We start from the raw sequence: 26215 nt of genomic DNA, 5'->3' as shown, positions 1-26215 counted from the left end.
GCGACATCCCCGGATCACCTTCGCATTCGCTGGCCGTTTGCCTGCGACACTGGGCGACGAATCGATCGCCGAGGGGGTGGTCGAGAACAGGAGATCGTCGCCATGCGATTGGCTCACCTAGCGCTGCTGGCCGCCACGCCCGCCCTCGTTGTCGGGCTCACGGCCTGTAGCCACTCCAAGGATTCGGCGAAGAACACCACCTCGACCTCGGTCGCGGCGACCAGCACCACCACGGCTCCGGCCACGGCGACGACCTCGCCCAACCCGAAACCGCTGCCGCCCAATCCGACCCGGCCGCCGGTACCCACCACCCAGACCGCCTCCGACGTCAATTGCGGACCGGTAACCGGAGCCAATGGGCAGAATGCCGACGTGATCGCCTACGCCAATGCGGCGGGCGTGCCCGGCTGCACCGAGGGCATCACGGTCGCCACCCATTACGTCCAGGGCACCAGCTCCGGCGAGGCCGTCCAGGTCGACGGCTGGACCTGTGAAGCCCAGCCCGACACCGCCGTTCCGCACATCTGCTTCAAGGACGGCTTCCTGCTCGGCCTGCGCGGCGGCGCGGCCCCGGTCCCGCCCGCTCCCCCGACCACGACTCCCCCGCCGACCACCACCTCGGTCGCGCCCGCGGGCAATGTCAACTGCGGCACCGTGACCGACGCGGGCGGCGGCACGCGGACCGTGATCGCCGTGGCCACCGCGGCGGGCACCGTCGGCTGCACCGAGGCGATCAATGTGGCGAGCCAGTACGCGCAGGCGATCAGCACCAGCGACGTGGCCACCATCAACGGCTGGTCCTGCAACGCCCAGCCGGACCCCGCCTACCCGTCCATGTGCGCGAAGGACGGCCTGCAGATCGAGCTCGGCGCACAGTAGACCCGACCTGCCCGAAAGTACTGCGGCCCCACCCGGTTCGGGTGGGGCCGCAGTGTCCAGCGGGAGCGGGGCAGACCCCCGGGCTCTCTGGGGTTCGGCGGCGAAGCCCCCAAGGCAGCTCCTTGGGTTCGGACCAAGCCCCAAGGCAGCTCCTTGGGTTCGAGCCAAGCCCCAAGGCAGCTCTTGGCTTCGGGGCCAAGCCCCCAAGGCGGCTCCTGGGGGTTCGGGGGCGAAGCCCCTGAGAGTCCCGAGAGTTGGGCTATCCCTTGGCTGCCTTGAGCAGATCCTCGATCTTCGTGAACTTCACGCGGGGGCGGCCGCCGGCCTTGCCCGCGGTCTTCTCCGCGGTGTCGATGGCCTTCCAGCCCTCGCGGCCGATCTGGTCGGGCTGCCGCTCGGCCAGCAGCGCTTCCAGGGCGGCCCGATTGCCTTGCGGGGCGGCCAGTTTGCCGTTGGTGAAGTCCTCGATCAGCTGGTCCACGGTCTCCTGCGAGTCGACGCGGTTGGAGCCGATGACGCCACGGGGGCCGCGCTTGATCCAGCCGGAGACGTACACGCCCTGTACCGGGTTGCCGTCGGCCAGGACTCGGCCCTTGGCATTGGGGATGACGCCGTTCGACTCGTCGAAGGGCACGTCCGCCACGGGCTCGCCCTTGTAGCCGATGGAGCGCAGCACCAGGGAGGCGTCCAGAGTGCCGGTGCGCTCGGAAGCGCGGGCCACCGTGCGACCGTTCTCCTCGACCAGCTCATTGTGCACATAGGTGAGCGACTCGACCTTGTCGTCGCCGTGGATGGCCGTGGGCGACACCAGGTACCGGAAGACGATGCGCTTGTTGGCAGGGTTGCGGCTGCCGTCGGCGTACTCCTTGGCCAGTGTGTACTTGAGCCGCAGCGACGGTTCCACGTCCGGATCGTCGAGCTGGGCCTGGGAAGCCGGGTCAAGATCCAGGTCACCGTGGTCGACGATGATGTCGACACCCTTCAGGTGCGCCAACGCCAGGAACTCCGACGAGGTGTAGGCGGCCTGCAGCGGACCGCGACGGCCCAGCACCACGACCTCCTTGATGTTGCTGCGGCGCAGCGCATCCAGAGCGTGGTCGGCGATGTCGGTCTTGGCCAGCTCGTCCGGCGAGACGGTGAGCACGCGGGCCACGTCGAGCGCGACATTGCCGTTGCCGACGATGACGGCGCGCTCGCCCGAGAGGTCGAAGTCGCGGTCGGCGAAGTCCGGGTGGCCGTTGTACCAGGCCACGAACTCGGTGGCGGAGTGGCTGCCGGGCAGGTCCTCGCCGGGCACGCCGAGGCGGCGGTCGGTGGCCGCGCCCACGGCGTAGATGACGGCGTGGTGGTGCGCGAGCAGTTCCTCGTGCGAGATGTGCTTGCCGACTTCGACATTCAGCCGGTACTGCAGCGCCTCGCGACGGAAGGCCGACTCGAACAGGCTCGCCACCGACTTGGTGCCCGGGTGGTCCGGCGCGACGCCCGCGCGGACCAGGCCGTACGGCGTGGGCAGCCGGTCGAACAGCTCCACCTCGACATCGGCGCGGCGCAGCAGCTCCTCGGCGGCATAGCAGGCCGCGGGGCCCGCGCCGACGACGGCGACGCGCAGCGTGCCGAGGTCCTTGGGCGCGCGCGTGGGCGCGACCAGCGGCTCGAAGTTCGACTCCAGCGGATGCCGCTCGAAGTAGGCGGCATTGATGTCCTTGAACCGCGCCAGCGAGGCGAGCAGGTCGTCCTCGGAGAAGATCGCGTCGACCGGGCAGGCGTCGACGCACGCGCCGCAGTCGATGCAGGTGTCCGGGTCGATGTAGAGCTGCTCGGTCGTGGCGAACTCGCGTTGCTCAGGCGTGGGACGAATGCAATCGACCGGACACTCGGGTACGCAGCTGGCGTCGTTGCAACAACGCTGCGTGATCACATAGGCCATATCTCGCAGATCCTCGAAACTGTCGCGTGGTGCTACTCCGCTCGGGGTTCGAGCAGGGCGGTAGAACACGTTCTAATATAGGCGGCATTCCATCGGGTGTCGGCACTGCGATGTGACGCCACCTTCAGTGTGCCTCGAGTGTGAGCACTGTCTCGACGCGGCACCGGCGTGCACCGCTGTGAGTCCGGTCTCGGGGCTCGACTCGAGGACACTTACCGTAATGCCTATGGTGCGGACTCTCATCTTGATGCGGCACGGCAAATCGGGATACCCGGAAGGGGTGGCCGACTTCGAACGGCCGCTCGCGCCGCGCGGGCAGCGCGAGGCGGCGCTGGCCGGAGACTGGCTGCGCGAGACCCAGCCGATGATCGACGCCGTCCTGTGTTCCAGTTCCACGCGGACCCGCGAGACCTTGGCGGCCACCGGCATCACCGCGCCGGTGTCCTACGAGAAGTCGATCTACGAGGCGTCCCCGCACACCCTCATCGAATTGGTCCAGCTCACCGAGGATTCCGTCGAGACCCTGCTGATGGTCGGCCACTCCCCCGGAATGCCCTGGACCGCATGGGAACTGGCGGCCAACCGCGATTCCGCACCGGCGGAGGAGATGAGCGCGAAGTTCCCCACCTCCGCGTTGGCGGTCATCGAATTCGACCGGCCGTGGGCGAGCGCCGACCCGGGCACGGGCGAACTGGTGCGCTTCCACGTGCCGCGGTAGGGCGAGATCAGCCGAGTAGTTTGCCCTTCCACACCACGACGCCACCGACGATCAGCAAGAAGAGCAGCGCCAGCCAGAAGTTCGTCAAAAACCACACCACTCCGAACACCGCGACCACGGGCAGCGCGGCGATGGCCGTGATCACCGGTTGTTCCTTGGCCGTCTCCAGAGCCGAGCGCGCCCTGATCCGATCCATGTCTTTTCCAGGCATGACCCCAGCGTAGGCCCGAAATCCGCGGGTTGCCCGGCGCATCGAATCTTCGCGCCCGGTGGATCAGATCTTCGCGCCCGGTGGATCAGATCTTCGCGCACTTTAGGCTTGCTTGGAGTGCACTCCAACCCACTACCGTCGGGGTTGGTTCGGCAGAGGAGGGCGAGACCGATGGCAGCAGCACCCGTACAACAGCGGAACGCACCGCTGGACGTCGTCGAGCACGAGCGGCCGCGGTATTCGATCGGCGAGGTGTCCGATCGCTGCGGCCTGACCCGCGACACGCTGCGCTGGTACGAGCGCATCGGGCTGATGGACTACGTCGGCCGCGACCACAGCGGCCAGCGGCGTTTCAGCGACCGCGATCTGGACTGGCTGGCCTTCATCGGAAAGCTGCGGCTCACCGGAATGTCGGTGGCCGACATGGTGAAGTACGCGGAACTGGTGCGGGAAGGGCAGCACACCTACCCGGAACGCCTCGAGATGTTCCGGCGCACCCGCGCCGAGGTCCTCCACCAGATCGAGGAATTGCAGTCCACCCTGGTCGTTCTCGACTACAAGATCGCGCTCTACGAGGGCGGTCCCGTCTGCGATCCGCCGTACCGCACGAATGGCAGTGCTACCAAAGGGGATTGATCGATGACCGGCACACAGGCCTTACCGACCGCGGCCCTCGGGAACACCCGGGTCGGCGCGCAGGGGTACGGGGCCATGGGCATCAGCGAGTTCTACGGCCCGACCGACGCGGCCGAGGCGCGGGCGACGCTGGAGCGGGCGCTGGAACTGGGCGTGACGCTGTTCGACACCGCCGACGTCTACGGCAGCGGGCACAATGAGGAATTCGTCGGCGAGTTCGTGCGGGCGCACCGCGAGAACGTGGTGCTGGCAACGAAATTCGGGATCGTCCGCAAGGCCGACGATCCGGCGTTCCGCGGCATGGACAACTCACCGGAGTACATCCGGCGGTCGGTGGACGCCAGCCTGAAACGGCTCGGCATCGAGGTCATCGACCTGTACTACATGCACCGCAAGCAGCCGGGCGTGCCGATCGAGGACACCGTCGGCGCGATGGCGGAACTCGTCGCGGCGGGCAAGGTCCGGCAGCTCGGGCTGTCCGAGGTGACCGGGGCGGAACTGCGCGCCGGGCACGCCGTGCATCCGATCGCGGCGGTGCAGTCGGAGTGGTCGCTGTTCTCGCGGGACGTGGAGCGCACCGCGGTGCCCGCCGCCGCCGAGCTGGGCATCACCTTCGTCCCGTATTCGCCGCTGGGCCGGGGCTTTCTGACCGGTGCCGCGCCGACCACCGGCGAAGGCGATGTGCGACGCGGCATGCCGCGGTTCAATGGCGAGAACGCCGTGAGCAATACCGAACTGCTGGCCCCGCTACGGGCCATCGCGGAAGCGCGCGGCCTCACCCCCGCGCAGATCGCCCTGGCCTGGGTGCACGCGCGAGCCCGGGTGCACGGCCTGTCGGTGGTGCCGATTCCGGGCACCCGCAGCCGGATTCGGGTCACCGAGAATGTCGCGGCCGCCACGGTGGAGCTGACCGCGGACGAACTGGCGACCCTGGAACCGATCGCGGGCCAGGTCGCCGGGGATCGCTACGCGGACATGACCTTCGCGTCGGCGGGTCGCGAGTAGCAGATCGATAGTCAGCCGATCTGAATGGACCTCTTCGCCATGCCGTACCAGAAGCCGTCGATGGCGGTGTGCTGAGTGGACAGCTCATCCGCGCCCGCGCCGAGTGTCACGAACAGTGGCGCGAAGTGTTCGGTGCGCGGGTGGGCGCGGCGGGCGTCGGGGGCGGTGTGCTCGAAGTTCAGCAGCGCGTCGATGTCGCCCGCCGCCAAAGCCTCGTCGCCCCAATGGTCGAACTCCTTGGACCAGCCGGGCGCGTAATCGCTGGGGAGGCCGAAGTTCGCCTCGCGCAGATTGTGGGTGAAGAAGCCGCTGCCGAGGATCAGAATCCCCTCGTCGCGCAGCGGGGCGAGGCGGCGACCCAGGTCGTAGAGGCCGACCGGGTCCAGGGTCGGCAGCGAGAGTTGCAGGACCGGGATGTCGGCGTCGGGATACATCTCCACCAGCGGCACGTACGCGCCGTGATCGAGCCCTCGGGTGGGAGCCTCGTGCACCGGATGTCCCGGACGATCGAGTAGCGCACGGACTTTCGCGGCCAGCTCGGGTGCGCCCGGAGCCGCGTAGCGGACCCGGTAGTAGTGCTCGGGAAAGCCCCAGAAGTCGTAGATCAGCGGCACGGTGGTGGTCGCGCCGAAGGTGACGGGCGCGTCCTCCCAGTGCGCCGAGACCACGAGAATGGCCGTGGGCCTGGGCAGTTCGGCCGACCAGGCGGCCAGCTGGCCGGGCCAGATCGGGTCGTCGGCCAGCGGCGGCGCACCGTGGCTCAGATAGAGCACCGGCATGCGGTCCGCCCGCTCGTGAGTCACGGCCTGGGACATGGGTTTTCCTTTCGATTACCCGACGAGTCGGATGGTGTGGCCGGTGTGCTCGGCCTTGGCGCGCAGGTAGCGCAGGTTGGCGGGGTTGGCGTGGACGCCGGTCGGCAGGGTGTCGCGCACGGCCACACCGAGCGCCGTCAGCTGGCGCACCTTGTCGGGATTGTTGGTGAGCAGGTCGATGTCGTCGACGCCCAGGGCGGAGAGCATCTGGGCGGCGGCGGTGTAGTCGCGGGCGTCCTCGTCGAAGCCGAGTTCGGTATTGGCCTGGTAGGTGTCCAGGCCCGAGTCCTGCAGGGCGTAGGCGTCGAGCTTGTTGTACAGGCCGATGTCGCGGCCCTCCTGACGCAGGTAGAGCAGGATGCCGCCGGCCTCGGCGATGCGTTCCACGGACTCGCGCAGCTGGGGACCGCAATCGCAGCGGGCCGAGCCGAAGACGTCACCGGTGAGGCATTCCGAGTGCAGGCGCACGAGGGGCGTGTCCCCGGGCTCGCCGAGAATGAGGGCCAGGTGTTCGCGGCCGTCGGCGAGGCCGTCGAAGGTGACCGCCTGGGCGGTGGTCGAGTAGCCGTCGGCGAAGGTCAGCGGGATCCGCACGCGGGTGCGGACGCGAGCGCCGACGAAAGTGCTGCTCATGATTGCTCCTGAGGGCCACGGACCATGTCGTTCAAAATTGAACCGTGGGGAGCGCGAGGTTATTCCACTTCGAACAACCGGCTGTAACCTGGGCAGATGAGTTCACGCTGGCTGACACCGGCCCAGCAGGAGGCATGGTTGGCCTACTTGAGCGCCTCCAGCCTGCTGGAACGCCGAATCGGGCGGCAGCTCGAACGGGACTCCGGACTCTCGCACCTGCAATACGAAATCCTGGTTCGGCTCGCCGCCGCCCCGGACGGTGAACTGCGCATGGCCGAACTGGCCACCACGCTGCTCAACTCCAAGAGCAAGCTCACCTACCAGGTCGACCAGCTGGAGAAGGCCGGGCTGGTGACCCGCCGCAGCTGTCACAGCGATCTGCGCGCCGTCTACGCCCGGCTCACCGACGCGGGCCGGGAACGCCTCGAACAGGCCGCGCCGGGGCATGTCGATACCGTGCGCGAATTCTTCATCGACGCGTTCACCCCGGAGCAATTGGCGGCGGTCACAACGGGTTTCACCGAGGCCAATCGCCGACTGCGGGATGCGCCGGGTTAGAGATCCGGGTCGAAGGGGGCGGCGAGGACGGCATCCTGCTGCCGAGCCAGCAGCTCCCGCCGCCGGGTGAGTTCGGCGATCTGATCGTCGAGACGATGCAGGCCGTCGCCCACTACTTTTCGCGAGTGGTCACAGTGCTGGAAGCCGGAATCGGTGGCGCAGGGCAGCAATTCGCGGATGTCGCGGGTGGGCAGACCCGCGTCGAGCAGCTCACGGATGCGGGCCACCCGGTCGGGGGCCGATTCCGGGTAGCTGCGGTAGCCGTTCGAATCGCGGTGCGGGACAAGCAGTCCCTGCTCTTCGTAGTAGCGCAGCAGCCGCGGGGCCACGCCGGTGACCCGGGACAGTTCCCCGATCAGCACTGTGACCTCCCGCACATCGCATTGACCTTCACACCCATGTGAATCCCTAACGTCGCCGCCATGACGAACATTTCTTCCCTCCCCGCACTCACCACCCTGGTCACCGGTTCCGGCCCCGCGATCGTGCTCGCCCACGGCGGGGGCGGCGGCATCGACGCCAACTTCGGCGGGCTGATTCCCCTGCTCGCCGAGGATCATCTGGTGATCGGCTCCGACTACCCCGCCGACGACACCCCGCTCACCCTGGACCTGCTCGCGGACGCCCTGGTGGCCGAGGCGGTCGCGAACGGCGCGGAGACCTTCTCGATCGTCGGGTTCTCGCTCGGCACCACGGTCGCGATTCGCGCGGCCGTCCGGCACCCCGACCGGGTGCGTGGGCTGGTGCTCGCGGGTGGCTTCGCCAGGATCGACAATCGGGGGCGGATGAATGTCCGACTGTGGCAGCAGGCCCTGGCCGCCGGGGACCGGGCGGCTTTCGCACAGTATTGCCTGCTGGCGGGGTTCAGCAAGGACTTCGTGAATGCCCTTTCAGAGGAACAGCTTTCGGAGTTCCTGACGCAGATCGCGGCGAACATCCCCGGCGGCACCGCGGCGCAGGCGGCGCTGGTCGAGGCGGCGGACGTGCGTGCGGATCTGGCGCGGGTCGCCGTGCCGACGCTGGTCATCGGTATGAGCGGCGATCTGTTGTCCGATCCCGCGAATGCCCGTGAGCAGGCGGCGGGCATTCCCGGCGCGGAGTACACGGAGTTGCCGGGCGGGCACGTGGTCATGATCGAGCAGCCCGACGCCTGGCACGCCACCGTGCTCGGCTTCTTCGCGCGGCAGCGCGCGGGAGCCGAACGCTGAGTTAACCGGACAGACCTCGGGCCGGAACGTCCAATTTTCAGACCGGAAGGCACGGTTCACGTTCTCGGCTTACGATGCAGCCACTATGCAGTCGCCTGTAACTCACGACCGGGTGTGGATCGACAAGCAGACGCCCGAGGTCTTCCACGCACTCAATAGCGTCGCCATCGCCGTGCGCGACGCCGCCGCGATGGCCGATCTGGACCGTGCCGTCATGGAATTGGTGAATGTGCGCGTCTCGCAGCTCACCGGTTGCCCGTTCTGCCTGGACCTGCATATGCGGTCCGCCCGTGACGCCGGCGTCACCCAGCAGCAATTGGATGTGCTGACCGCCTGGCGGCGCAGTCCCTACCTGTTCACGGAACTGCAGCAAGCAGCCCTCTCGGTAGCCGAGACGGTGACATCGTTGCCGGATGAGGAAAGCATGCAGCATGAGTATGCTGCTGCGCGGCAACATTTGTCGGATGACCAGATGTCTGTACTCATCTGGGCCGCGACCACAATCGGCGCGTTCAATCGCGTGTCGATTTTGAGCAAACATCCGGTGCGGGTGCGGAAGGAGAACTGAACAATGAGCGAACAGGCCGTGGCGGCCGCCGTCGTTCGCAACGACGCGCAACACCGGTACGAGGTGTGGTACGGGAATTCGCTCGCCGGGTTCAGCGAGTACCGCGAGCGAGACGACAACGACACCACCTTCATTCACACCGAGGTGGACCAGGAATTCAGCGGTAAGGGCCTGGCGAATCTCCTTGCCCAGGAGGCGATCAAGGATGTGATCGCCCGCGGCCGCGTCATCGTGCCGCGCTGCCCGTTCATCAAGAGCTGGCTGGACAAGCATCCCGAATACGACGAGTACGTGGTCGGCAAGGGCATCAAGCGATGAGCGACCTGGAGCCGAAACCGGAGGAGGCGCTGTGCGAATCCTCCGGGCGGCCGGGGCCGCGCACGGAGTTCTTTTCCGCCCGCGAGGTGCCGTTGGGCGGTGTGCGCGGCGTGACCGTGTTCCGGTCATTGCCGCAGCGTGACCTGCCGACCGTCGGCGCGTGGTGCTTCCTGGACAACTTCGGCTCGGGTTCCGAGACCAATCCCGAGGGCCACGACATCGACCCGCATCCGCACATCGGATTGCAGACGGTCACCTGGCCACTGGACGGGCGCATCCGCCACCGCGACAGCGTGGGCTCCGACGTCGAGATCGAGCCCGGACAGCTCAACATCATGACCTCCGGACACGGCATCGCGCACTCGGAATATCGGGTGCCGGGCCATATCTCGGGCCGGGGTCTGCAGTTGTGGGTCGCGCTCCCGAATGAATCCCGGGATATCGCACCACATTTCGAGCAGCATCGGGAACTGCCGGTCTTCTCGATTCCCGATGCCGTCACCGGCACCGTGCTGATCGGGTCATTGGGTGGTGTCACCTCACCGGCCACCGCCTATACCCCCATTGTCGGCGCGGACCTGGTCGTACGAGCCGAGGCGAATGCCGACCTGCCGTTGAATCCCGAATTCGAGCACGCGGTCCTGGTGATCGAGGGTGGGCTCGGAATCGACGGCACCCGGGTCGAGCCGGGCAGCCTGTTCTATCTGGGCAGTGACCGTGAATCGATTCGGCTGCACGACACCGATGGTGCACATCTGCTATTGCTCGGCGGCGAACCGTTCGGCGAAGATCTGGTGATGTGGTGGAACTTCGTGGCGCGCAGTCACGAAGAGATCGAACAGGCCCGAAACGATTGGGAGAAACACGATATCGGGCGGTTTGCCGATATCGCCGGACACACCCCGGATCAGCGGATCCCGGCACCGCCGCTGCCCGGCTTGCATTTGAAGCCGCGCAAACGCCGGTGCGGAGTTCCGCACGACTGAATTATCGGCTGGTCATCGACTGAGTTCCGATGACGCGCAACAGATCCAGTTTCTCCTGCGTATCGGTATTCGGCGCCGGGTAGTAGATCAGCACGTGGCGGGTGGCGCTGGGCGTGAGCAGCGGTTCGCAGACCAGGTCCAGCACCCCGACCTCCGGGTGGATGATCCTTTTGGTGTGCCCCCGGTCGCACCCGACCTCGTGTTCGTTCCACAACCGCTCGAATTCCGGGCTGGCCGCGCGCAGCCGGGACACCAGTTCGGTGACATCGGCGTCGCCCGCCCGGCGGGCGGCGGTGGCGCGCAGATCGGCGACGTGCTTGTGGCTCATGCCCTCCCAATCCTCCTCGGGGAAGATGGCCCGGGAGGCGGGCTCGGTGAACCAGCGCCACGGCAGATGCCGGTCCAGACCCCGTCGCTGTGAGTGATCCCCGGATATCAGGGTGTGCATCCGGTTCTGCACCAGCACCTCACCCAGATCCGAAATAACCACGGCCGGAGTGTCATCCAGCTTCGAGAGCACGTGCAGGATGCCGGGCCCCACATGGCTGTCACCGCCCCTGGCCGGAGCCTGATGCCCCGACAGGTGGTAGAGGTGATCGCGCTCGCGGTCGGTCAGCCGCAGCGCCCGGGCCAGCGACGCCAGCACCTGCACCGAGGGCCGCGGCCCGCGGGCCTGCTCCAGCCGGGTGTAGTAGTCGGTCGACATGCCCGCGAGCATCGCGACCTCGTCCCGACGCAGGCCCGGGGTGCGGCGGCGCGCACCCTGCGGCAGCCCCACAGTCGCGGGTTGCAGCTGCTCACGGCGGCGGCGCAGGAAGTCTGCCAGCTCGGTTCGATCCATCCCACCACTCTCCCCTGTCCCCGGTCCGGTATCCAGGTACGGGTGATCCCAGGCATGCGCGCCGTGAGATCTTCCACAGTCATCCCCAGCCGGGTAACCAGGGATCGCGAATCCCTGGATAAACGCTCCTCTCCCATCCTGGGATCGGACGGAGCAACGTTGTGGGCATGACGCAGAACCTCACCACAGTCCAGCTCGGCCAGACCGGGCCCGCCGTTTCCCGCCTCGCCCTGGGGGCCATGGGCATGTCCGGCATGTACGGGCAGGCCGACGAGGCCACCTCGATCGCCACCGTGCACGCCGCCATCGATTCGGGCGCGAACCTCATCGACACCGGCGACTTCTACGGAATGGGCCACAACGAACTGCTCATCCGGCAGGCGCTGGCCGACCGCAAGCGCGAAGACGTCCTGCTCAGCGTGAAGTACGGGGCGCTGCGCGGACCCGACAACAGCTTCGGCGGCGTCGACACCCGCCCGGCGGCCACCAAGAACTTCCTCGCCTACTCGCTGCAGCGGCTGGGCACCGACTACATCGATATCTACCGGCCCGCGCGGCTGGACCCGAATGTTCCGATCGAGGAGACCATCGGCGGTCTCGCGGACATGGTGAAGGCCGGCTACATCCGCCACATCGGCCTGTCCGAGGTCGGGGCGGAGACGCTGCGCCGGGCCGCGGCCGTGCACCCGATCGTGGATCTGCAGATCGAATACTCGCTGATCTCGCGGGGTATCGAGGCCGAAATCCTGCCCGTCGCACGCGAACTCGGCATCGGCGTCACCGCCTACGGGGTGCTCTCGCGCGGCCTGCTCAGCGATTCCCTGCGGCCCGGACAGCAGTTCGCGCCCAGCGACTTCCGCGCCCACAGCCCGCGCTTCCAGGGTGAGAACCTCGACGCCAACCTGCGTCTGGTCGACGCGCTGGCCAAGATCGCGGCCGACCACCAGGTGACGGTGGCCCAGCTGGCCATCGCGTGGGTGCTGTCGCGGGGCGCCGACATCGTGCCGCTGATCGGCGCGCGGAAGCCGGAGCGCTGGGCGGAAGCCGTTGCGGCGGTGGATATCCAGCTCTCCGAGGCCGAGCTGGCCACCATCGAGGCGGCCGTGCCCGCCGACCAGGTCGCGGGCGGGCGCTACGCCCCGGCGCAGATGGCCATGCTCGACAGCGAGCGCTGAGCGCGGCTCAGGAGCGCCGCGGCCGGATGACCGCGGTGAAGGCCGCACTGGCCACGGGTTTGCCGGTGACGTCGGTAATCGTCACCGGCACCTCCAGTTCGATCTCGGTGCGGGACGCGATGTTCGCGCGGGTCTCCGCGATCGTCTCCGGGGTCAGCTCGGAGGTGGCGCTGAACGGGCCCGCATCGCCCTTGGCCCGGGCCAGGTATTCGATGCGCCCGTTGCGGGCGACGATGAAGGTCTCGCCGAGCAGGTCCACGATGCCGGAGATGGACGCGCCCATGGCGGCCGTCTCGGCCAGGCCGAACAGCAGGGCAGCGTGGACATCGCCGTTGTGGTTGTAATGCTCGGGCTTGCCGGCCATGCGGACCACATTGCGGCCCGGCGCGTATTCGACGCCCTCGATGCCGGTGAACTGGATGAAGCCGAGCTTCTGGAAGCCTGCCATCACCATTTCGCCCATAGTGGCGCTGTCCATGCCGTCTCCTGCCGGATCAAGAAATTGAAACGTGTTCCAATTTCTTATCAGCCAACCACCCGGCCCGCCAGACCCAGCGCCTCCGCGGTACCGGCCATGGTCTGCCGCGCCAGCCGCGCATCCTTGGCCAGGCTCTGACCCAGGGTCGGCATGAGCGCGCGCAGGCGCGGCTCCCACAGCCGGGAGTAGCGCGGGAAGCAGCGCTCCAGCACCTCCATCAGGACGGTCGGGACGGTCGACGCGCCCGGTGTCGCACCCAGCACCGCGGCGATCGAACCATCGTGGGCGGCAACGACTTCCGTGCCGAACTCCAGCACGCCGCCCTGCTCCGAATCCGGCTTCACGATCTGGGCGCGCTGGCCCGCGGTGATCATGGTCCAGTCCTCGGCACGGGCCTCGGGCACGAATTCCCGCAGGGCCGCCAACTTCTTCTTGCGCGTCGAGGCGACCTGCGAGACCAGCAGCCAGGCCAGCTCCTTGTTCTGCTTCAGCGCGGCGGTGAGCGGCTGAATATTGTCCGGGCGCATGGAAGCCGGGGCGTCGAACAGCGAACCGCGTTTCAGGAAGCGGGGATTCGCGCCGGGATAGGGCCCGAACAGCAGGGCGCGCTCGCCGTTCACGATGCGGGTACCCAAGTGCGGCATGGCGATCGACGGCGCACCGGCCGGGGACCGGCCGTACACCTTGGCGTCGTGCCGGGCGATCGTGTCCGGATCGTCGCAGCGCAGGAATCGGCCGCTGACCGGCAGCAGCCCGTAGCCCTGCACCTCCGGGATGCCCGCCCGCTGCAGGATCTTCAGCGCCCCGCCACCCGCACCCGCGAAGACGAAGCGCGCGTCCACCTTTCGGGTCAGCCGGTCGTTGTCGGTACGCCAGTCGACCCGCAACTGCCAGGTGCCGTCATTGTTGCGGCGCAGGCCGCGCACCTCGCAATTGCGGTGGATCTCCACATCCTGCCAGCGCAGCCAATGGAACAACTGGCCGGTGAGCTCGCCGAAATCGATATCGCTGCCGGTGATGTCGCGGGTGGCGGCGATCGGCTCGGAGTCCGCGCGTCCCGCGGTCAGCAGCGGGGCCCATTCGCCGATCACCGCCGGATCGTCACTGAATCGCATATTCGCGAAAAGGTGGTGCGCGGACATGGTTTCGTGGCGACGGCGCAGGAAATCCACCTCCGCGCGACCGCGGGCCAGCGTCATGTGCGGCACCGGATTGATGAAAGTCGCCGGATCCCGCAGGATCCCGGCCCCGACCAGCGACGCCAACAGCTGACGGGTGAGCTGGAACTGCTCATTGAGCTCGAGCGCGGGCTCGATGTCGATCGAGCCGTCGGCCTTCTCGGTCGTGTAATCGAGCTCGCACAGACCCGCGTGACCGGTGCCCGCGTTGTTCCAGGCCGCCGACGCCTCCGCCCCGACCTCGGGCAGCCGCTCGTACACCGCGATCGTCCAACTGGGTTCCAGATGCTTGATCAATGTCGCGAGAGTCGCGCTCAGGATGCCGCCGCCGATCAAAACGACATCGTAGGGACGCAGGGGCACTTGTGTTCTCGTTGTCATTACCCGCTAGCACCATTCGCCGACCCGCCAGAATGCGCAGCAACCCTATCCTCCACGCCCGAACCGTGCACGCGGAGCTATCCCCCACCGCCGTCCCGGTTGCGCGAAAGTCCGGCATCGCCCTATATTGGCGGCAATCCAAGAGATGCTCTCCAGAAGTTGTGCCGCAGAATGAGAGCATCCGCCTCCAGACGAGGTGCGGAGTGGGCGGCAGAGTTTGTGCCCACTCATGCCCACATGGAGGTCATCCCATGCACATCGGTCTCGGACTACCCATTTCCGATCCCCACGCCCTGCTCGACTGGGCTCGCCGCGCCGACGCCGGCCCGTTCTCCACGCTCGGACTGCTCGACCGGCTCGTCTACGACAATCCCGAACCGCTGGTCACCCTCGGCGTGCTCGCCGGGGCCACCGGCCGCGTCAAACTGCAGACCGAGGTCCTCATCGCACCGCTGCGCGAACCGGCGCTGCTGGCCAAACAGGCCGCCACCCTGGACGTGCTGTCCGGCGGACGATTCGTGCTCGGACTCGGCGTCGGCGGTCGCGCCGACGACCACGAGGCCTCCGGCACCGAACTGCGCACCCGCGGCCGCCGCCTCGACGAGCAGATCGGTCTCATGCGCGAACTCTGGGCGGGCAAGCCGTTCAGCGACAGCTGCGGGCCCATCGGGCCCGCGCCGCTCTCCCCCGCCGGTCCCGAACTGCTCTTCGGCGGCTTCCAGCCCGCCGCCATCGATCGCGTGGGCCGTTGGGGCGGTGGCTTTCTCGCGGCCGCCGCGCCCTCCTGGGCCGGTGGGCTCTTCGAGACCGCCCGCCGCTCCTGGACCGAGCACGGCCGCCCCGGCGCGCCGCGCATCGTCGCCCAGGTCAATGTCGCGCTCGGCGCGCAGACCGTGCTCGACGATGCCCGCGCGTCCATGGGCGCGTACTACGAATTCACCGGCGGCCGCGCCGATTCCATGGTGGCGGGCATGCTCACCACGCCCGCCCAGATCCGTGACGCCATCGCGCAGTTCGGCGATCTCGGCGCGGACGAAGTGATGCTCTACTGCTACGGCCGCGACGCCGACCAGGTGGACCGGCTCGCCGACGTGGTCAGCTGACCGTCTTGCGGGCCCGGTAGGCCGCCACCGCATTGCGATTGGTGCAGGTGGTCGAACAGTAGCGACGAGAACGGTTGCGGGACAGGTCCAGCACGATGCCCTCGCAGTTGTCATCGGCGCAGATGGACAGGCGGGACAGCTCGTCCGCGCGAATGAGGTCGATCATCGCCATGGCGGTTTCGACGGCCATGCGGACGTGCAGCGGAGCCTCCGGCGCGACGGCGTGGATGTGGTAGTCGAGGCCGTCGTGCCGGACCAGTCTCGGGACGGCGCGATGTTCGGCCAGGATCGCGTTCACCAGCTCGACGGCGGTGTCGCGGTCAGCGAGCAGCAGGCGGCGCAGCGGAGCGCGCTGGGCGCGGACCGCGGCCAGTTCGGCGTTGGTCCGAGCGTGGCTGCCGGTGTAGGCGTGCTTGACGAAAAACTCGTCCAGCTGGGCGATCTCGGTCAGGGTGTCAGGGTCCTCGGCCGAGTTCACCAGCTCCACCGCCGCCGCCATGGATGCCACCGTGTCATCAGTGAAAATCACTTTGACAGATTACACCACCGGCTCGTATCGTCATTAGCCATGGCGACTTTGACTCATGACACGGTGGTGTCGAACCGGCTGCGATCCGGTCTGGTTTGCGCGGTGGCGTCGGCGTCCGCCTTCGGCCTGTCCGGGCCGCTGGCGCGCGGGCTCATCGACGCCGGGTGGAGTCCGGCCGCCGTGGTCATCGTGCGCGTGCTGCTCGGCGCGCTCGTGCTGTTGCCGGTGGCCGTGCGACAACTGCGCGGCGACTGGGAACTGCTGCGCCGCAATGCCGCACTGCTCGCGGGATACGGCCTGCTGGCCGTCGCGACCGCGCAACTGGCCTACTTCAACGCCGTCGCCCACATGGCGGTCGGGGTCGCCCTGCTCATCGAATACACCGCACCCATCGCGGTGGTGGTGTGGCTGTGGCTGCGCCACGACCAGAAGCCCGGGCGCGCAACATTGCTCGGCGCGATCATCGGCGTGGTCGGACTGATCCTGGTGTTGAACCTGAATTCCGGGACGCAGACCAGCTTCGTCGGAATCGCCTGGGCCATGGGCGCGATGGTCGGTGCGGCAGCGTATTTCATCCTGTCCGCGCACGCCGGTGATGCAGTGCCCGGCACGGTGCTGGCGACGAGTGGCCTGCTGGTCGGCGGGCTCGGCATCCTGGCGGCGGGGCTGATCGGCATCGTGCCGCTGCACGCCACCACCGATCCGGTTGCCTTCCAGGGCTTCACCGTCGCCTGGTGGGTGCCGCTGCTGGCGCTGGGCGTGGTCACCGCGGCCATCGCGTATGTCACCGGCATCGCCGCCACCCGCATGCTGGGTTCACGCCTCGCCTCCTTCGCCGCACTGGGTGAGGTATTGGCCGCCATCCTGTTTTCCTGGGCGCTGCTGGGTCAGACTCCCGCGCCGATTCAATTGCTCGGCGGCGCATTGATTCTCATCGGTGTGGTCTTTGTGCGCCTCGGTGAACCCGACGGCGACCAGATTGCGCCATAACCCTTCACATCTCGAGTTGATAACGGTAGTTTGTCGCAAATGTCGGGGAAACTAGTCCGCAACTCGAGAGAAGCCACAGTGCGTACAACCAAATATCTTGCGCCCGCCCTGCTTTGCCTGACCACGCTCACCGTTGCGGGCACCGCCACCGCAGAACCAGCCGATAACCCCGCACAGCCCGCCATGCAGGCTCCCGCGCAGCCCGCCCTCCAGATCAAGGGCACCGACCACGCCATCGGCTACGACGTGGCTCTCTCCGCCGACCACCGCTCCGCCGTGAGCACCCTGCAGGCCGGCCACTTCCTCGCCACCTGGGACGGCGACGCCGTCATCGTCACCAACGACGACGGAGTCCTCGTCTCCACGGTCCCGCTGAAGTACGACATCGGCGGCAAGACAGCCGAATTCACCCCGGTGATCGACCAGGACAACCGCCGCCTGACCCTCACCCCCGTCGCCGAATCCGACACCCAGCTCCGCGACGTCGACCCGCAGCAGCACTTCTTCGACGTCGTCCAGGCGCACCTGCCCGCCGTCGCCACGGGTGCGGCCATCGGCGCCACCATCGGCTTCATCGCCGGCTTCCCCCTCGGCCTGTTCGTCGTCGACTTCATCACCGCCCCGCTGCTGGCCGTCGTCGGCGGCGTGGTCGGCGGCGCCATCGGCCTCACGATGGACGGCGGCCAGGAGGCTTCCGACGCGGCCCTGAACTACCTCGACTCCCTGGCGCCGGGCACCGCCACCGTCTTCCGCCCGGTGTTCGCCGCGCTCCCCACTTCGATGCCGACCGAGCTCGAGGGTCTGCTGCCCGCGAACTGAACCGGCCCCCAACGCGATTCGGCCCGCGCTCCCTCTCGGAGCACGGGCCGTTCGCGTTCCCGCCTCACTCGAGGAAGCTCACCGACTCGATCTGCATGGAGTTGGGCCAGTGGTACCACCAGACATTCATCTCACCGGCGAGCTGGAATCGGAAGGTGTGCCCGGCCGCCGGACCGTCGATGACCGTCCACAGCCCATTGGGCTGCCCGATCACCGCACTGACACTGCCGTCGTTCCAGTCGAATCGACCCCGGGTCGGCGAATCCAGCGCATTCCACGGCAATTCGGCGGTGAAATGGCCGGAGGTGATGCCGGGCAACAACGGACCGGAACAACCCCAGACGTCGGCTTCCCGATGGATGCCCTGCCCCGCGCTACCGGTGCCCGGCACCATGACGCCGCTCAGCACGCCACCGTGCGCGCACCCGCCGCCCGAATCCGCCTGTGCCGGCGGCGCTGCCACCGCCAGCGCCGCCCCGCACAGCAGGGCCGTCACTACACCGTGCCGAACAGACATGCCGACTCCTCCCCGATCGGGGATAGCAAAACCGTCGCAAACAGCTTAGACCCGGACCGGGCGAATCGGTCGTGAAAAGGGAACGGCCCCCGCTCCGAGTGGAGCGGGGGCCGAATCCTATTGCCTGGCTACAGCCTTAGCGGTAGTCGCTGAAGCCGTAGTCGTCCAGCGGAACCGCGGCACCGGTAGAGGTGCCGAAGCCGTCCGGGCTGTAGTAGCTGTCGTCGTAGGACGGGACAGCGTACGCCGCCTGGCGCGCCTCTTCGGTGGGCTGAACCTGGATGTTGCGGTAGCGGTTGATACCGGTACCGGCCGGGATCAGCTTACCGATGATCACGTTCTCCTTCAGGCCGATCAGCTTGTCGGAGCGGCAGTTGATCGCGGCGTCCGTGAGCACGCGGGTGGTCTCCTGGAAGGAGGCCGCCGACAGCCACGAATCGGTCGCGAGCGACGCCTTGGTGATACCCATGAGGACCGGACGACCCGAGGCGGGCTCGCCACCCTCCGCGACCACGCGACGGTTCGAGGCCTCGAACTCCGCGCGCTCCACCAGCGAACCCGGGAGGAACTCGGTCGCACCCGAATCGATGATGGTGACGCGGCGCAGCATCTGGCGAACGATCACCTCGATGTGCTTGTCGTGGATGGACACACCCTGCGAGCGGTACACCTCCTGGACCTCGTGGACCAGGTGGACCTGCACCTGACGCGGGCCCATCACGCGCAGCACCTCGTGCGGATCGGCCGAGCCCTCGAGCAGCTGCTGACCCACCTCCACGTGGTCACCGTCGGCGAGCAGACGCTCGGAGCCGTCCTCGTGCTTGAACACCCGCAGACGCTGACGCTTCGACAGCTTGTCGTACAGGACCTCGTCCGACCCGTCGTCCGGGATGACCGTGATCTTGTAGAAGCGGTCGTCGTCCTCGAGCCGCACGCGACCCGACACCTCGGCGATGGGGGCCTTGCCCTTGGGCACACGAGCCTCGAAGAGCTCCTGAACTCGGGGCAGACCACCCGTGATGTCGTCACCCGCGACACCACCCTGGTGGAAGGTACGCATGGTCAGCTGGGTACCGGGCTCACCGATGGACTGGGCGGCGACGATACCGACGGCCTCACCGATGTCCACCAGCTTGCCGGTCGCCATGGAGCGGCCGTAGCAGGTGGCGCACACGCCGGTGCCGGTGGTGCAGGTCAGCACGGAGCGGACCTTCACCTCGGTGATGCCGGCCTCGAGCAGCGCCTCCAGGGCGGGATCGCCCAGGTCGTGGCCCTTCTCGATGATGACATTGCCCTTGGCGTCGAGCGCGTCGGTGGCCAGCGTACGAGCGAAGGTGCTGGTCTCCACGTGGGCGTCCCGGATGACAGAGCCGTCGGCCTGCCGCTCCGCGATCGGCACCACGATGCCGCGCTCGGTGCCACAGTCGGTCTCGCGCACGATGACGTCCTGCGACACGTCCACCAGACGACGGGTCAGGTAACCCGAGTCGGCGGTACGAAGCGCGGTGTCGGCCAGACCCTTTCGCGCACCGTGGGTGTTGATGAAGTACTCGAGAACGGTCAGGCCCTCACGGAAGGAGGACTTGATCGGCCGCGGGATGAACTCACCCTTCGGGTTGGTAACCAGACCCTTCATACCGGCGAGGGTACGAGTCTGGGTGAAGTTACCGGTCGCGCCCGAGTCGACGATCGTGATGATCGGGTTGTCGGCCGGGTAGTGCGCGCGCAGCGCCTTACCGACCTCTTCGGTCGCTTCCTGCCAGATCTTGACCAGGGCGTTGTTGCGCTCCTGGTGATCGAGCGCACCACGCTGGTACTTCTTCTCGATCTGATCCGACTGCGCCTCGTAGCGCTCCATGATCTCGGCCTTCTCCGGCGGGACGAGCACGTCCGACATGGAGACGGTGACACCGGACCGGGTGGCCCAGTAGAAGCCCGAGTCCTTCAGCTTGTCGACGGTCTGCGCGACGACGATCATCGGGTAGCGCTCGGCCAGATCGTTGATGATCGCGGCCTGACGCTTCTTCGGCATCGGCTCGTCGATGAACGCGTAGTCCGCCGGGAGCAGATCGTTGAAGATGACGCGGCCCAGCGTGGTCTTGGTGGTCCACGCGTCGCCACGCTGCCAGCCGTTCGGGAACAGCTCGGCCTCGACGTCCCGGGGCGGACGCTGATCGGTCAGACGGATCTTGATCAGCGAACGCACGGTGATCTCGCCACGGTCGACGGCCATCTGTGCCTCGGCGGGCGAGGAGTAGACGCCGAATTCCGGCTCGTCCTTGGTGGCCTCGCGGAACTGGCCCTTCGCCTTCTCGTCGAGACGGGTCAGGTAGTACAGACCGGTCACCATGTCCAGACGCGGCATGGCGAGCGGACGACCCGACGCCGGCGACAGGATGTTGTTCGAGGACAGCATCAGGATGCGGGCCTCGGCCTGCGCCTCCGCCGACAGCGGCAGGTGCACGGCCATCTGGTCACCGTCGAAGTCGGCGTTGAACGCCTCACACACCAACGGGTGCAGCTGGATGGCCTTGCCTTCGACCAGCAGCGGCTCGAAGGCCTGGATACCCAGGCGGTGCAGGGTGGGCGCACGGTTCAGCAGCACCGGGTGCTCGGAGATGACCTCTTCGAGGACGTCCCACACCTGGGGGCGCTGACGCTCGACCATCCGCTTGGCGGACTTGATGTTCTGCGCGTGGTTCAGGTCGACCAGACGCTTCATGACGAACGGCTTGAACAGCTCGAGCGCCATCAGCTTGGGCAGACCGCACTGGTGCAGCTTCAGCTGCGGACCGACCACGATGACCGAACGGCCGGAGTAGTCGACACGCTTACCGAGCAGGTTCTGACGGAAACGACCCTGCTTGCCCTTGAGCAGATCGCTCAGCGACTTCAGCGGGCGGTTACCCGGACCGGTGACCGGACGGCCGCGACGGCCGTTGTCGAACAGCGCGTCCACCGACTCCTGAAGCATCCGCTTCTCGTTGTTCACGATGATCTCGGGCGCACCCAGATCGATCAGTCGCTTCAAACGGTTGTTGCGGTTGATGACGCGGCGGTACAGGTCGTTCAGGTCGGAGGTCGCGAAGCGGCCACCGTCCAGCTGCACCATCGGGCGCAGCTCCGGCGGGATCACCGGAACGGCGTCGAGGACCATGCCCATCGGCGAGTTGCCGTTGGTCTGGAACGCGGCGACGACCTTCAGACGCTTGAGGGCGCGAAGCTTCTTCTGGCCCTTGCCCGTCCGGATGGTCTCGCGCAGGTTCTCGGCCTCCGCGTCGATGTCGAAGGTCTCCATGAGCTTCTGGATCGCCTCGGCACCCATTGCGCCGGTGAAGTATTCGCCGTAGCGGTCCTGCAGCTCGCGGTAGACCACCTCGTCGATGATCAGCTGCTTGGGGGCCAGCTTGGTGAAGGTGGTCCAGATCTCGTCGAGCCGGTCCAGCTCACGCTGGGCGCGGTCGCGCAGCTGACGCATCTCGCGCTCGCCGCCGTCCTTGACCTTGCGGCGGACGTCGGACTTGGCGCCCTCGGCCTCCAGCTCGGCCAGGTCGGCTTCCAGCTTCTGGGCGCGGGCCTCGAGGTCGGCGTCACGCTGGTCGGCGACGGTCTTCTTCTCGACCTCCATCTCCGCCTCGAGCGTGGAGAGCTCGTTGTGACGCAGCTCGTCGTCCACGGCGGTGATGACGTACGCGGCGAAGTAGATGATCTTTTCCAGATCCTTCGGCGCGAGGTCGAGCAGGTAGCCCAGACGCGACGGGACACCCTTGAAGTACCAGATGTGGGTGACCGGCGCGGCCAGCTCGATGTGGCCCATGCGCTCACGACGCACCTTGGCGCGAGTCACCTCGACACCACAGCGCTCGCAGATGATGCCCTTGAAGCGGACGCGCTTGTACTTACCGCAGTAGCACTCCCAGTCCCGGGTGGGACCGAAGATCTTCTCGCAGAAGAGGCCGTCCTTCTCCGGCTTCAGCGTGCGGTAGTTGATGGTCTCCGGCTTCTTGACCTCGCCAAACGACCAGTTGCGAATGTCTTCGGCGGTCGCCAGGCCGATCCGGAGTTCATCGAAGAAGTTGACGTCTAGCACGTAACTTCCTTTCCCCTGTTCGGGTTGAGTATGAGCAAAAGTGCAAAATCGGTTGCCCCGCAGCGCTTTTCGCTTAGATCAGCGCTGCGGGACCAATCGCTCACTGCGCCAGGTCGTCGACCGTCGCAGCCTCGTTGCGGGACAGGTTGATACCCAGGTTCGCCGCGGCGCGCTCCAGGTCCTCGTCGTCGCCGTCGCGCATCTCGATGGCGGCGCCGTCCGAGGACAGCACCTCCACGTTCAGGCACAGCGACTGGAGCTCCTTGAGCAGAACCTTGAACGACTCCGGGATACCCGGCTCCGGAATGTTCTCGCCCTTGACGATGGCCTCGTACACCTTCACGCGGCCGACCACGTCGTCCGACTTGATGGTGAGGAGTTCCTGCAGGGTGTAGGCCGCGCCGTACGCCTGCATGGCCCAACATTCCATTTCACCGAAGCGCTGACCACCGAACTGCGCCTTACCACCCAGCGGCTGCTGCGTGATCATCGAGTACGGACCGGTCGAACGCGCGTGGATCTTGTCGTCGACCAGGTGGTGCAGCTTCAGGATGTACATGTAGCCGACCGACACCGGGTACGGGAACGGCTCGCCGGAACGGCCGTCCAGCAGGACCGCCTTACCGTCGTCGTTGATCATCTTCTCGCCGTCGCGGTTCGGCAGGGTCGAACCGAGCAGACCGGTCAGCTCCTCCTCGCGCGCACCGTCGAACACCGGGGTGGCGATGTTCGTGTCGGCGGGCTGGCCGATCATCTCCTCGGGCAGGTTCTTCGCCCAGTCCGGGGAGCCGTCGACCTGCCAGCCGGTCTTGGCGATGTAACCCAGGTGGGTCTCCAGCACCTGACCGATGTTCATACGACGCGGCACACCGTGGGTGTTCAGGATGATGTCGACCGGGGTGCCGTCGGGCAGGAACGGCATGTCCTCCTGCGGGAGGATCTTGCCGATGACGCCCTTGTTGCCGTGGCGGCCGGCCAGCTTGTCGCCGTCCTGGATCTTGCGCTTCTGCGCGACGTAGACGCGCACAAGCTCATTGACACCGGGGGGCAGATCGTCGTCGTCATCGCGCGAGAACACGCGGACGCCGATGACCTTGCCGGACTCACCGTGGGGCACCTTCAGGGAGGTGTCGCGGACCTCGCGGGCCTTCTCACCGAAGATGGCGCGCAGCAGGCGCTCCTCGGGGGTCAGCTCGGTCTCACCCTTCGGGGTGACCTTGCCGACCAGGATGTCGCCGTCACGGACCTCCGCGCCGATGCGCACGATGCCGCGCTCGTCCAGGTCCGCCAGGACCTCGTCGGAGACGTTCGGGATGTCCCGGGTGATCTCCTCGGCGCCGAGCTTGGTGTCGCGAGCGTCGATCTCGTGCTCCTCGATGTGGATCGAGGTGAGCACGTCGTCCTCCACGAGGCGCTGCGACAGGATGATCGCGTCCTCGTAGTTGTGGCCTTCCCACGGCATGATCGCCACGAGCAGGTTCTTGCCCAGGGCCATCTCACCGTTCTCGGTGCAGGGGCCGTCGGCGAGCACGTGCCCGGCCTCCACGCGCATGCCCTCGTCCACGATCGGACGCTGGTTGGCGCAGGTGCCCTGGTTCGAACGCTCGAACTTGCGCAGGCGGTAGCTGCGGCGGGTGCCGTCATCGTGCATGACGGTGATGAAGTCGGCCGAAACCTCTTCCACCACACCGGCCTTCTGGTTCACGACCACGTCACCGGCGTCGACGGCGGCGCGCAGCTCCATACCGGTGCCGACCAGCGGCGACTCGGAACGGATCAGCGGCACGGCCTGACGCTGCATGTTCGCGCCCATGAGGGCACGGTTGGCGTCGTCGTGCTCGAGGAACGGAATCATGGCGGTCGCGACCGACACCATCTGGCGCGGCGAGACGTCCATGTAGGTCACCTCGGTCGGGGAGACGTATTCCATCTCCTCGTTGCCGCGGCGCGCGAGCACCTTCTCCTCGAGGAAGTTGCCGTCGGCGTCGACCGGCGAGTTGGCCTGCGCACGAACGTGGCGGTCCTCCTCGTCGGCGGTCAGGTACTTGACCTCGTCGGTGACGCGGCCGTTCTCGACCTTGCGGTACGGGGTCTCGATGAAACCGAACGGGTTGACCCGCGCGTAGACCGAGAGCGAACCGATCAGGCCGATGTTCGGGCCTTCCGGGGTCTCGATCGGGCACATGCGGCCGTAGTGCGAGGGGTGGACGTCACGGACTTCCAGGCCGGCGCGCTCACGGGACAGACCACCCGGGCCCAGCGCCGACAGACGACGCTTGTGGGTCAGACCCGAGAGCGGGTTGTTCTGGTCCATGAACTGCGACAGCTGCGAGGTGCCGAAGAACTCCTTGATCGCCGCCACGACGGGACGGATGTTGATCAGGGTCTGCGGGGTGATGGCCTCGACGTCCTGGGTGGTCATGCGCTCACGCACGACACGCTCCATACGCGAGAGGCCCACGCGGATCTGGTTCTGGATCAGCTCGCCAACCGTCCGCAGACGACGGTTGCCGAAGTGGTCGATGTCGTCGACCTCGACCGGAACCTCGACGCCGCCGGGGACGGTCATCAGCTTGTCGCCCTGGTGCAGGCGGACCAGGTACTCGATCGTCGCGACGATGTCTTCCTTGGTCAGCACCGAACCCGTGACGGGCACACCGGCGTTGACGCCCAGCTTCTTGTTGACCTTGTAGCGGCCGACGCGGGCCAGGTCGTAGCGCTTCTCCTTGAAGAACAGGTTCTCCAGCAGGGTCTGCGCGGACTCCTTGGTCGGCGGCTCGCCCGGACGCAGCTTGCGGTAGATGTCGAGCAGCGCCTCGTCCTGACCCGGGGTGGAGTCCTTCTCGAGGGTGGACATCATGATCTCGGAGAAGCCGAAGCGCTCGGTGATCTCCTCGGTGGTCAGGCCCAGCGCCTTGAGCAGCACGGTGACCGGCTGACGACGCTTGCGGTCGATACGCACACCGACGGTGTCGCGCTTGTCGACGTCGAATTCCAGCCACGCGCCACGCGAGGGGATGACACGCACGGAGTGCAGCGTCTTCTCGGTGGACTTGTCGATGGAGTCGTCGAAGTAGACGCCCGGCGAACGCACCAGCTGCGACACGACGACGCGCTCGGTGCCGTTGATGATGAACGTGCCCTTGTCGGTCATCATCGGGAAGTCGCCCATGAAGACCGTCTGAGACTTGATCTCACCGGTGTTGTTGTTGATGAACTCCGCGGTCACGAACAGCGGCGCCGCGTAGGTCATGTCCTTGTCCTTGCACTCCTCGATGGAGGCCTTGACCTCTTCGAAGCGCGGGTCGGAGAAGGACAGCGACATGGAGCCGGAGAAGTCCTCGATCGGAGACAGCTCCTCGAGCACCTCCTCGAGGCCCCCGACGGGGTTTTCGACGTCGCCGCGCGCGATGGCACGCTCACGCCAGTCTGCTGAACCGACCAGCCAGGCGAACGATTCGGTTTGTAGATCGAGAAGTCCGGGAACCTCCAGGGGTTCGCGAATCTTCGCGAAAGACACCCGCTTCGGGGCTCCGGGGATACCGGCCTTGGTCTGGGTGGAGACTGCCAAGATGCGTCCTTCCAGCACCTCACGCGCGTCGCGTGGTGGTCCGCGACCGTCGCTTGTCTGCTACGAATTCCGCTGGTTACT

At 67.2% G+C, this 26215-nt stretch carries 25 protein-coding genes; 13 read left to right on the top strand and 12 right to left on the bottom strand.

All coding sequences use genetic code 11. From position 1 onward, the window contains the following. Positions 1-102: 102 nt before the first annotated feature. A complete protein-coding gene (locus GPX89_RS43165) occupies positions 103-879 on the top strand; it encodes a hypothetical protein (protein WP_157393586.1) in 777 nt (258 codons plus the stop codon). A 259-nt stretch (positions 880-1138) separates the two neighbouring features. On the opposite strand, the gene GPX89_RS43160 is transcribed toward GPX89_RS43165, so the two are convergent. After that, a complete protein-coding gene (locus GPX89_RS43160) occupies positions 1139-2806 on the bottom strand; it encodes an FAD-dependent oxidoreductase (RefSeq protein WP_157393585.1) in 1668 nt (555 codons plus the stop codon). Between the two features lie 226 nt (positions 2807-3032). Between GPX89_RS43160 and GPX89_RS43155 the strand changes: the two genes are divergently transcribed. Further along, positions 3033-3524, top strand: coding sequence for a SixA phosphatase family protein (locus GPX89_RS43155; protein WP_157393584.1), 492 nt, complete (start codon positions 3033-3035; stop codon positions 3522-3524). 7 nt (positions 3525-3531) lie between these two features. Here GPX89_RS43155 and GPX89_RS43150 read toward each other — a convergent pair whose 3' ends face one another. Next, the gene (locus tag GPX89_RS43150) at positions 3532-3735 is read right to left on the bottom strand and encodes a hypothetical protein (RefSeq protein ID WP_157393583.1); all 204 of its coding nucleotides are present in this window, start codon (positions 3733-3735) and stop codon (positions 3532-3534) included. Positions 3736-3906: 171 nt separating this feature from the next. Here GPX89_RS43150 and GPX89_RS43145 point away from each other — a divergent pair, with 171 nt between their 5' ends. Both GPX89_RS43145 and GPX89_RS43140 read left to right on the top strand, forming a co-directional pair. Then, positions 3907-4371, top strand: a complete 465-nt coding sequence (locus GPX89_RS43145; RefSeq protein ID WP_157393582.1) for a MerR family transcriptional regulator — start codon at positions 3907-3909, stop codon at positions 4369-4371. Between the two features lie 3 nt (positions 4372-4374). Further along, on the top strand, positions 4375-5376 hold the full coding sequence (locus GPX89_RS43140; protein WP_157393581.1) for an aldo/keto reductase: 1002 nt from the start codon (positions 4375-4377) through the stop codon (positions 5374-5376). An 11-nt stretch (positions 5377-5387) separates the two neighbouring features. On the opposite strand, the gene GPX89_RS43135 is transcribed toward GPX89_RS43140, so the two are convergent. Beyond that, on the bottom strand, positions 5388-6191 hold the full coding sequence (locus tag GPX89_RS43135; protein ID WP_157393580.1) for a dioxygenase family protein: 804 nt from the start codon (positions 6189-6191) through the stop codon (positions 5388-5390). 15 nt (positions 6192-6206) lie between these two features. After that, the gene (locus GPX89_RS43130; protein ID WP_157393579.1) at positions 6207-6824 is read right to left on the bottom strand and encodes a GTP cyclohydrolase II; all 618 of its coding nucleotides are present in this window, start codon (positions 6822-6824) and stop codon (positions 6207-6209) included. Between the two features lie 96 nt (positions 6825-6920). Here GPX89_RS43130 and GPX89_RS43125 point away from each other — a divergent pair, with 96 nt between their 5' ends. Further along, positions 6921-7382 (top strand): MarR family winged helix-turn-helix transcriptional regulator, encoded by a 462-nt coding sequence (locus GPX89_RS43125; protein WP_157393578.1) that lies wholly within the window; start codon positions 6921-6923, stop codon positions 7380-7382. Here GPX89_RS43125 and GPX89_RS43120 read toward each other — a convergent pair. Next, the gene (locus GPX89_RS43120; protein ID WP_328602989.1) at positions 7379-7759 is read right to left on the bottom strand and encodes a MerR family transcriptional regulator; all 381 of its coding nucleotides are present in this window, start codon (positions 7757-7759) and stop codon (positions 7379-7381) included. The two genes, GPX89_RS43125 and GPX89_RS43120, sit on opposite strands and share 4 nt — an antisense overlap. Before the next feature lie 45 nt (positions 7760-7804). Between GPX89_RS43120 and GPX89_RS43115 the strand changes: the two genes are divergently transcribed. The 4 genes from GPX89_RS43115 to GPX89_RS43100 all read left to right on the top strand — a co-directional run bounded on the left by GPX89_RS43115 (position 7805) and on the right by GPX89_RS43100 (position 10462). Then, complete coding sequence (locus GPX89_RS43115) at positions 7805-8590, top strand: alpha/beta fold hydrolase (protein WP_157393577.1); 786 nt, start codon at positions 7805-7807, stop codon at positions 8588-8590. Between the two features lie 85 nt (positions 8591-8675). Continuing rightward, entirely contained in the window at positions 8676-9158 is a 483-nt protein-coding gene (locus GPX89_RS45235; RefSeq protein ID WP_157393576.1) for a carboxymuconolactone decarboxylase family protein, read from the top strand. A 3-nt stretch (positions 9159-9161) separates the two neighbouring features. Next, positions 9162-9476, top strand: coding sequence for a GNAT family N-acetyltransferase (locus GPX89_RS45230; protein WP_157393575.1), 315 nt, complete (start codon positions 9162-9164; stop codon positions 9474-9476). Next, positions 9473-10462 carry a pirin family protein gene (locus tag GPX89_RS43100; RefSeq protein ID WP_157393574.1) on the top strand — a complete coding sequence of 330 codons (990 nt, stop codon included), beginning with the start codon at positions 9473-9475 and terminating at the stop codon, positions 10460-10462. The genes GPX89_RS45230 and GPX89_RS43100 overlap by 4 nt, the downstream gene beginning before the upstream one ends. A 1-nt stretch (position 10463) precedes the next feature. On the opposite strand, the gene GPX89_RS43095 is transcribed toward GPX89_RS43100, so the two are convergent. Then, entirely contained in the window at positions 10464-11303 is an 840-nt protein-coding gene (locus tag GPX89_RS43095; RefSeq protein ID WP_157393573.1) for a helix-turn-helix transcriptional regulator, read from the bottom strand. 167 nt (positions 11304-11470) lie between these two features. Here GPX89_RS43095 and GPX89_RS43090 point away from each other — a divergent pair, with 167 nt between their 5' ends. Further along, positions 11471-12478, top strand: coding sequence for an aldo/keto reductase (locus tag GPX89_RS43090; RefSeq protein ID WP_157393572.1), 1008 nt, complete (start codon positions 11471-11473; stop codon positions 12476-12478). A gap of 7 nt (positions 12479-12485) precedes the next feature. Here GPX89_RS43090 and GPX89_RS43085 read toward each other — a convergent pair whose 3' ends face one another. Both GPX89_RS43085 and mqo read right to left on the bottom strand, forming a co-directional pair. Continuing rightward, a complete protein-coding gene (locus tag GPX89_RS43085) occupies positions 12486-12956 on the bottom strand; it encodes a PaaI family thioesterase (protein WP_157393571.1) in 471 nt (156 codons plus the stop codon). A 47-nt stretch (positions 12957-13003) separates the two neighbouring features. Next, positions 13004-14497: a malate dehydrogenase (quinone) gene (mqo, locus tag GPX89_RS43080; RefSeq protein WP_198347859.1), complete on the bottom strand. Its 1494-nt coding sequence runs from the start codon at positions 14495-14497 to the stop codon at positions 13004-13006. Positions 14498-14766: 269 nt separating this feature from the next. Here mqo and GPX89_RS43075 point away from each other — a divergent pair, with 269 nt between their 5' ends. Beyond that, entirely contained in the window at positions 14767-15618 is an 852-nt protein-coding gene (locus tag GPX89_RS43075) for an LLM class flavin-dependent oxidoreductase (protein WP_157393569.1), read from the top strand. Here the strand turns inward: GPX89_RS43075 and GPX89_RS43070 are convergent. After that, positions 15611-16147 carry a CGNR zinc finger domain-containing protein gene (locus tag GPX89_RS43070; RefSeq protein ID WP_328602988.1) on the bottom strand — a complete coding sequence of 179 codons (537 nt, stop codon included), beginning with the start codon at positions 16145-16147 and terminating at the stop codon, positions 15611-15613. The genes GPX89_RS43075 and GPX89_RS43070 overlap by 8 nt on opposite strands. A 39-nt stretch (positions 16148-16186) precedes the next feature. On the opposite strand from GPX89_RS43070, the gene GPX89_RS43065 reads away from it, so the two are divergent. Both GPX89_RS43065 and GPX89_RS43060 read left to right on the top strand, forming a co-directional pair. Then, the gene (locus tag GPX89_RS43065) at positions 16187-17137 is read left to right on the top strand and encodes an EamA family transporter (protein WP_157393568.1); all 951 of its coding nucleotides are present in this window, start codon (positions 16187-16189) and stop codon (positions 17135-17137) included. 78 nt (positions 17138-17215) lie between these two features. Further along, positions 17216-17956 (top strand): hypothetical protein, encoded by a 741-nt coding sequence (locus GPX89_RS43060; RefSeq protein ID WP_157393567.1) that lies wholly within the window; start codon positions 17216-17218, stop codon positions 17954-17956. A gap of 64 nt (positions 17957-18020) precedes the next feature. Here the strand turns inward: GPX89_RS43060 and GPX89_RS43055 are convergent, their stop codons facing one another. From GPX89_RS43055 to rpoB, 3 genes are all read right to left on the bottom strand, one after another. Next, positions 18021-18473, bottom strand: coding sequence for a hypothetical protein (locus GPX89_RS43055; RefSeq protein WP_157393566.1), 453 nt, complete (start codon positions 18471-18473; stop codon positions 18021-18023). A 136-nt stretch (positions 18474-18609) separates the two neighbouring features. Further along, positions 18610-22563 (bottom strand): DNA-directed RNA polymerase subunit beta', encoded by a 3954-nt coding sequence (locus GPX89_RS43050; RefSeq protein ID WP_328602987.1) that lies wholly within the window; start codon positions 22561-22563, stop codon positions 18610-18612. A 100-nt stretch (positions 22564-22663) separates the two neighbouring features. Beyond that, complete coding sequence (rpoB, locus tag GPX89_RS43045; RefSeq protein ID WP_328602986.1) at positions 22664-26152, bottom strand: DNA-directed RNA polymerase subunit beta; 3489 nt, start codon at positions 26150-26152, stop codon at positions 22664-22666. Positions 26153-26215: the final 63 nt, after the last annotated feature.

It is taken from the genome of Nocardia terrae, from assembly GCF_009760405.1.
GTDB lineage: Bacteria > Actinomycetota > Actinomycetes > Mycobacteriales > Mycobacteriaceae > Nocardia > Nocardia terrae.
This window is presented reverse-complemented; position numbering and strand designations above follow the sequence as displayed.

Bases quoted from the DNA above. Each gene is read 5' to 3' on its own strand.
- GPX89_RS43065 (WP_157393568.1), top strand. From the start codon at position 16,187: ATGGCGACTTTGACTCATGACACGGTGGTGTCGAACCGGCTGCGATCC.
- GPX89_RS43145 (WP_157393582.1), top strand. From the start codon at position 3,907: ATGGCAGCAGCACCCGTACAACAGCGGAACGCACCGCTGGACGTCGTC.
- GPX89_RS43155 (WP_157393584.1), top strand. From the start codon at position 3,033: ATGGTGCGGACTCTCATCTTGATGCGGCACGGCAAATCGGGATACCCG.
- GPX89_RS43125 (WP_157393578.1), top strand. From the start codon at position 6,921: ATGAGTTCACGCTGGCTGACACCGGCCCAGCAGGAGGCATGGTTGGCC.
- GPX89_RS43130 (WP_157393579.1), bottom strand. From the start codon at position 6,824: ATGAGCAGCACTTTCGTCGGCGCTCGCGTCCGCACCCGCGTGCGGATC.
- GPX89_RS45230 (WP_157393575.1), top strand. From the start codon at position 9,162: ATGAGCGAACAGGCCGTGGCGGCCGCCGTCGTTCGCAACGACGCGCAA.
- GPX89_RS45235 (WP_157393576.1), top strand. From the start codon at position 8,676: ATGCAGTCGCCTGTAACTCACGACCGGGTGTGGATCGACAAGCAGACG.
- GPX89_RS43085 (WP_157393571.1), bottom strand. From the start codon at position 12,956: ATGGACAGCGCCACTATGGGCGAAATGGTGATGGCAGGCTTCCAGAAG.
- GPX89_RS43055 (WP_157393566.1), bottom strand. From the start codon at position 18,473: ATGTCTGTTCGGCACGGTGTAGTGACGGCCCTGCTGTGCGGGGCGGCG.
- GPX89_RS43150 (WP_157393583.1), bottom strand. From the start codon at position 3,735: ATGCCTGGAAAAGACATGGATCGGATCAGGGCGCGCTCGGCTCTGGAG.
- GPX89_RS43165 (WP_157393586.1), top strand. From the start codon at position 103: ATGCGATTGGCTCACCTAGCGCTGCTGGCCGCCACGCCCGCCCTCGTT.
- GPX89_RS43160 (WP_157393585.1), bottom strand. From the start codon at position 2,806: ATGGCCTATGTGATCACGCAGCGTTGTTGCAACGACGCCAGCTGCGTA.
- GPX89_RS43095 (WP_157393573.1), bottom strand. From the start codon at position 11,303: ATGGATCGAACCGAGCTGGCAGACTTCCTGCGCCGCCGCCGTGAGCAG.
- GPX89_RS43135 (WP_157393580.1), bottom strand. From the start codon at position 6,191: ATGTCCCAGGCCGTGACTCACGAGCGGGCGGACCGCATGCCGGTGCTC.
- GPX89_RS43075 (WP_157393569.1), top strand. From the start codon at position 14,767: ATGCACATCGGTCTCGGACTACCCATTTCCGATCCCCACGCCCTGCTC.
- GPX89_RS43140 (WP_157393581.1), top strand. From the start codon at position 4,375: ATGACCGGCACACAGGCCTTACCGACCGCGGCCCTCGGGAACACCCGG.
- GPX89_RS43100 (WP_157393574.1), top strand. From the start codon at position 9,473: ATGAGCGACCTGGAGCCGAAACCGGAGGAGGCGCTGTGCGAATCCTCC.
- GPX89_RS43090 (WP_157393572.1), top strand. From the start codon at position 11,471: ATGACGCAGAACCTCACCACAGTCCAGCTCGGCCAGACCGGGCCCGCC.
- GPX89_RS43115 (WP_157393577.1), top strand. From the start codon at position 7,805: ATGACGAACATTTCTTCCCTCCCCGCACTCACCACCCTGGTCACCGGT.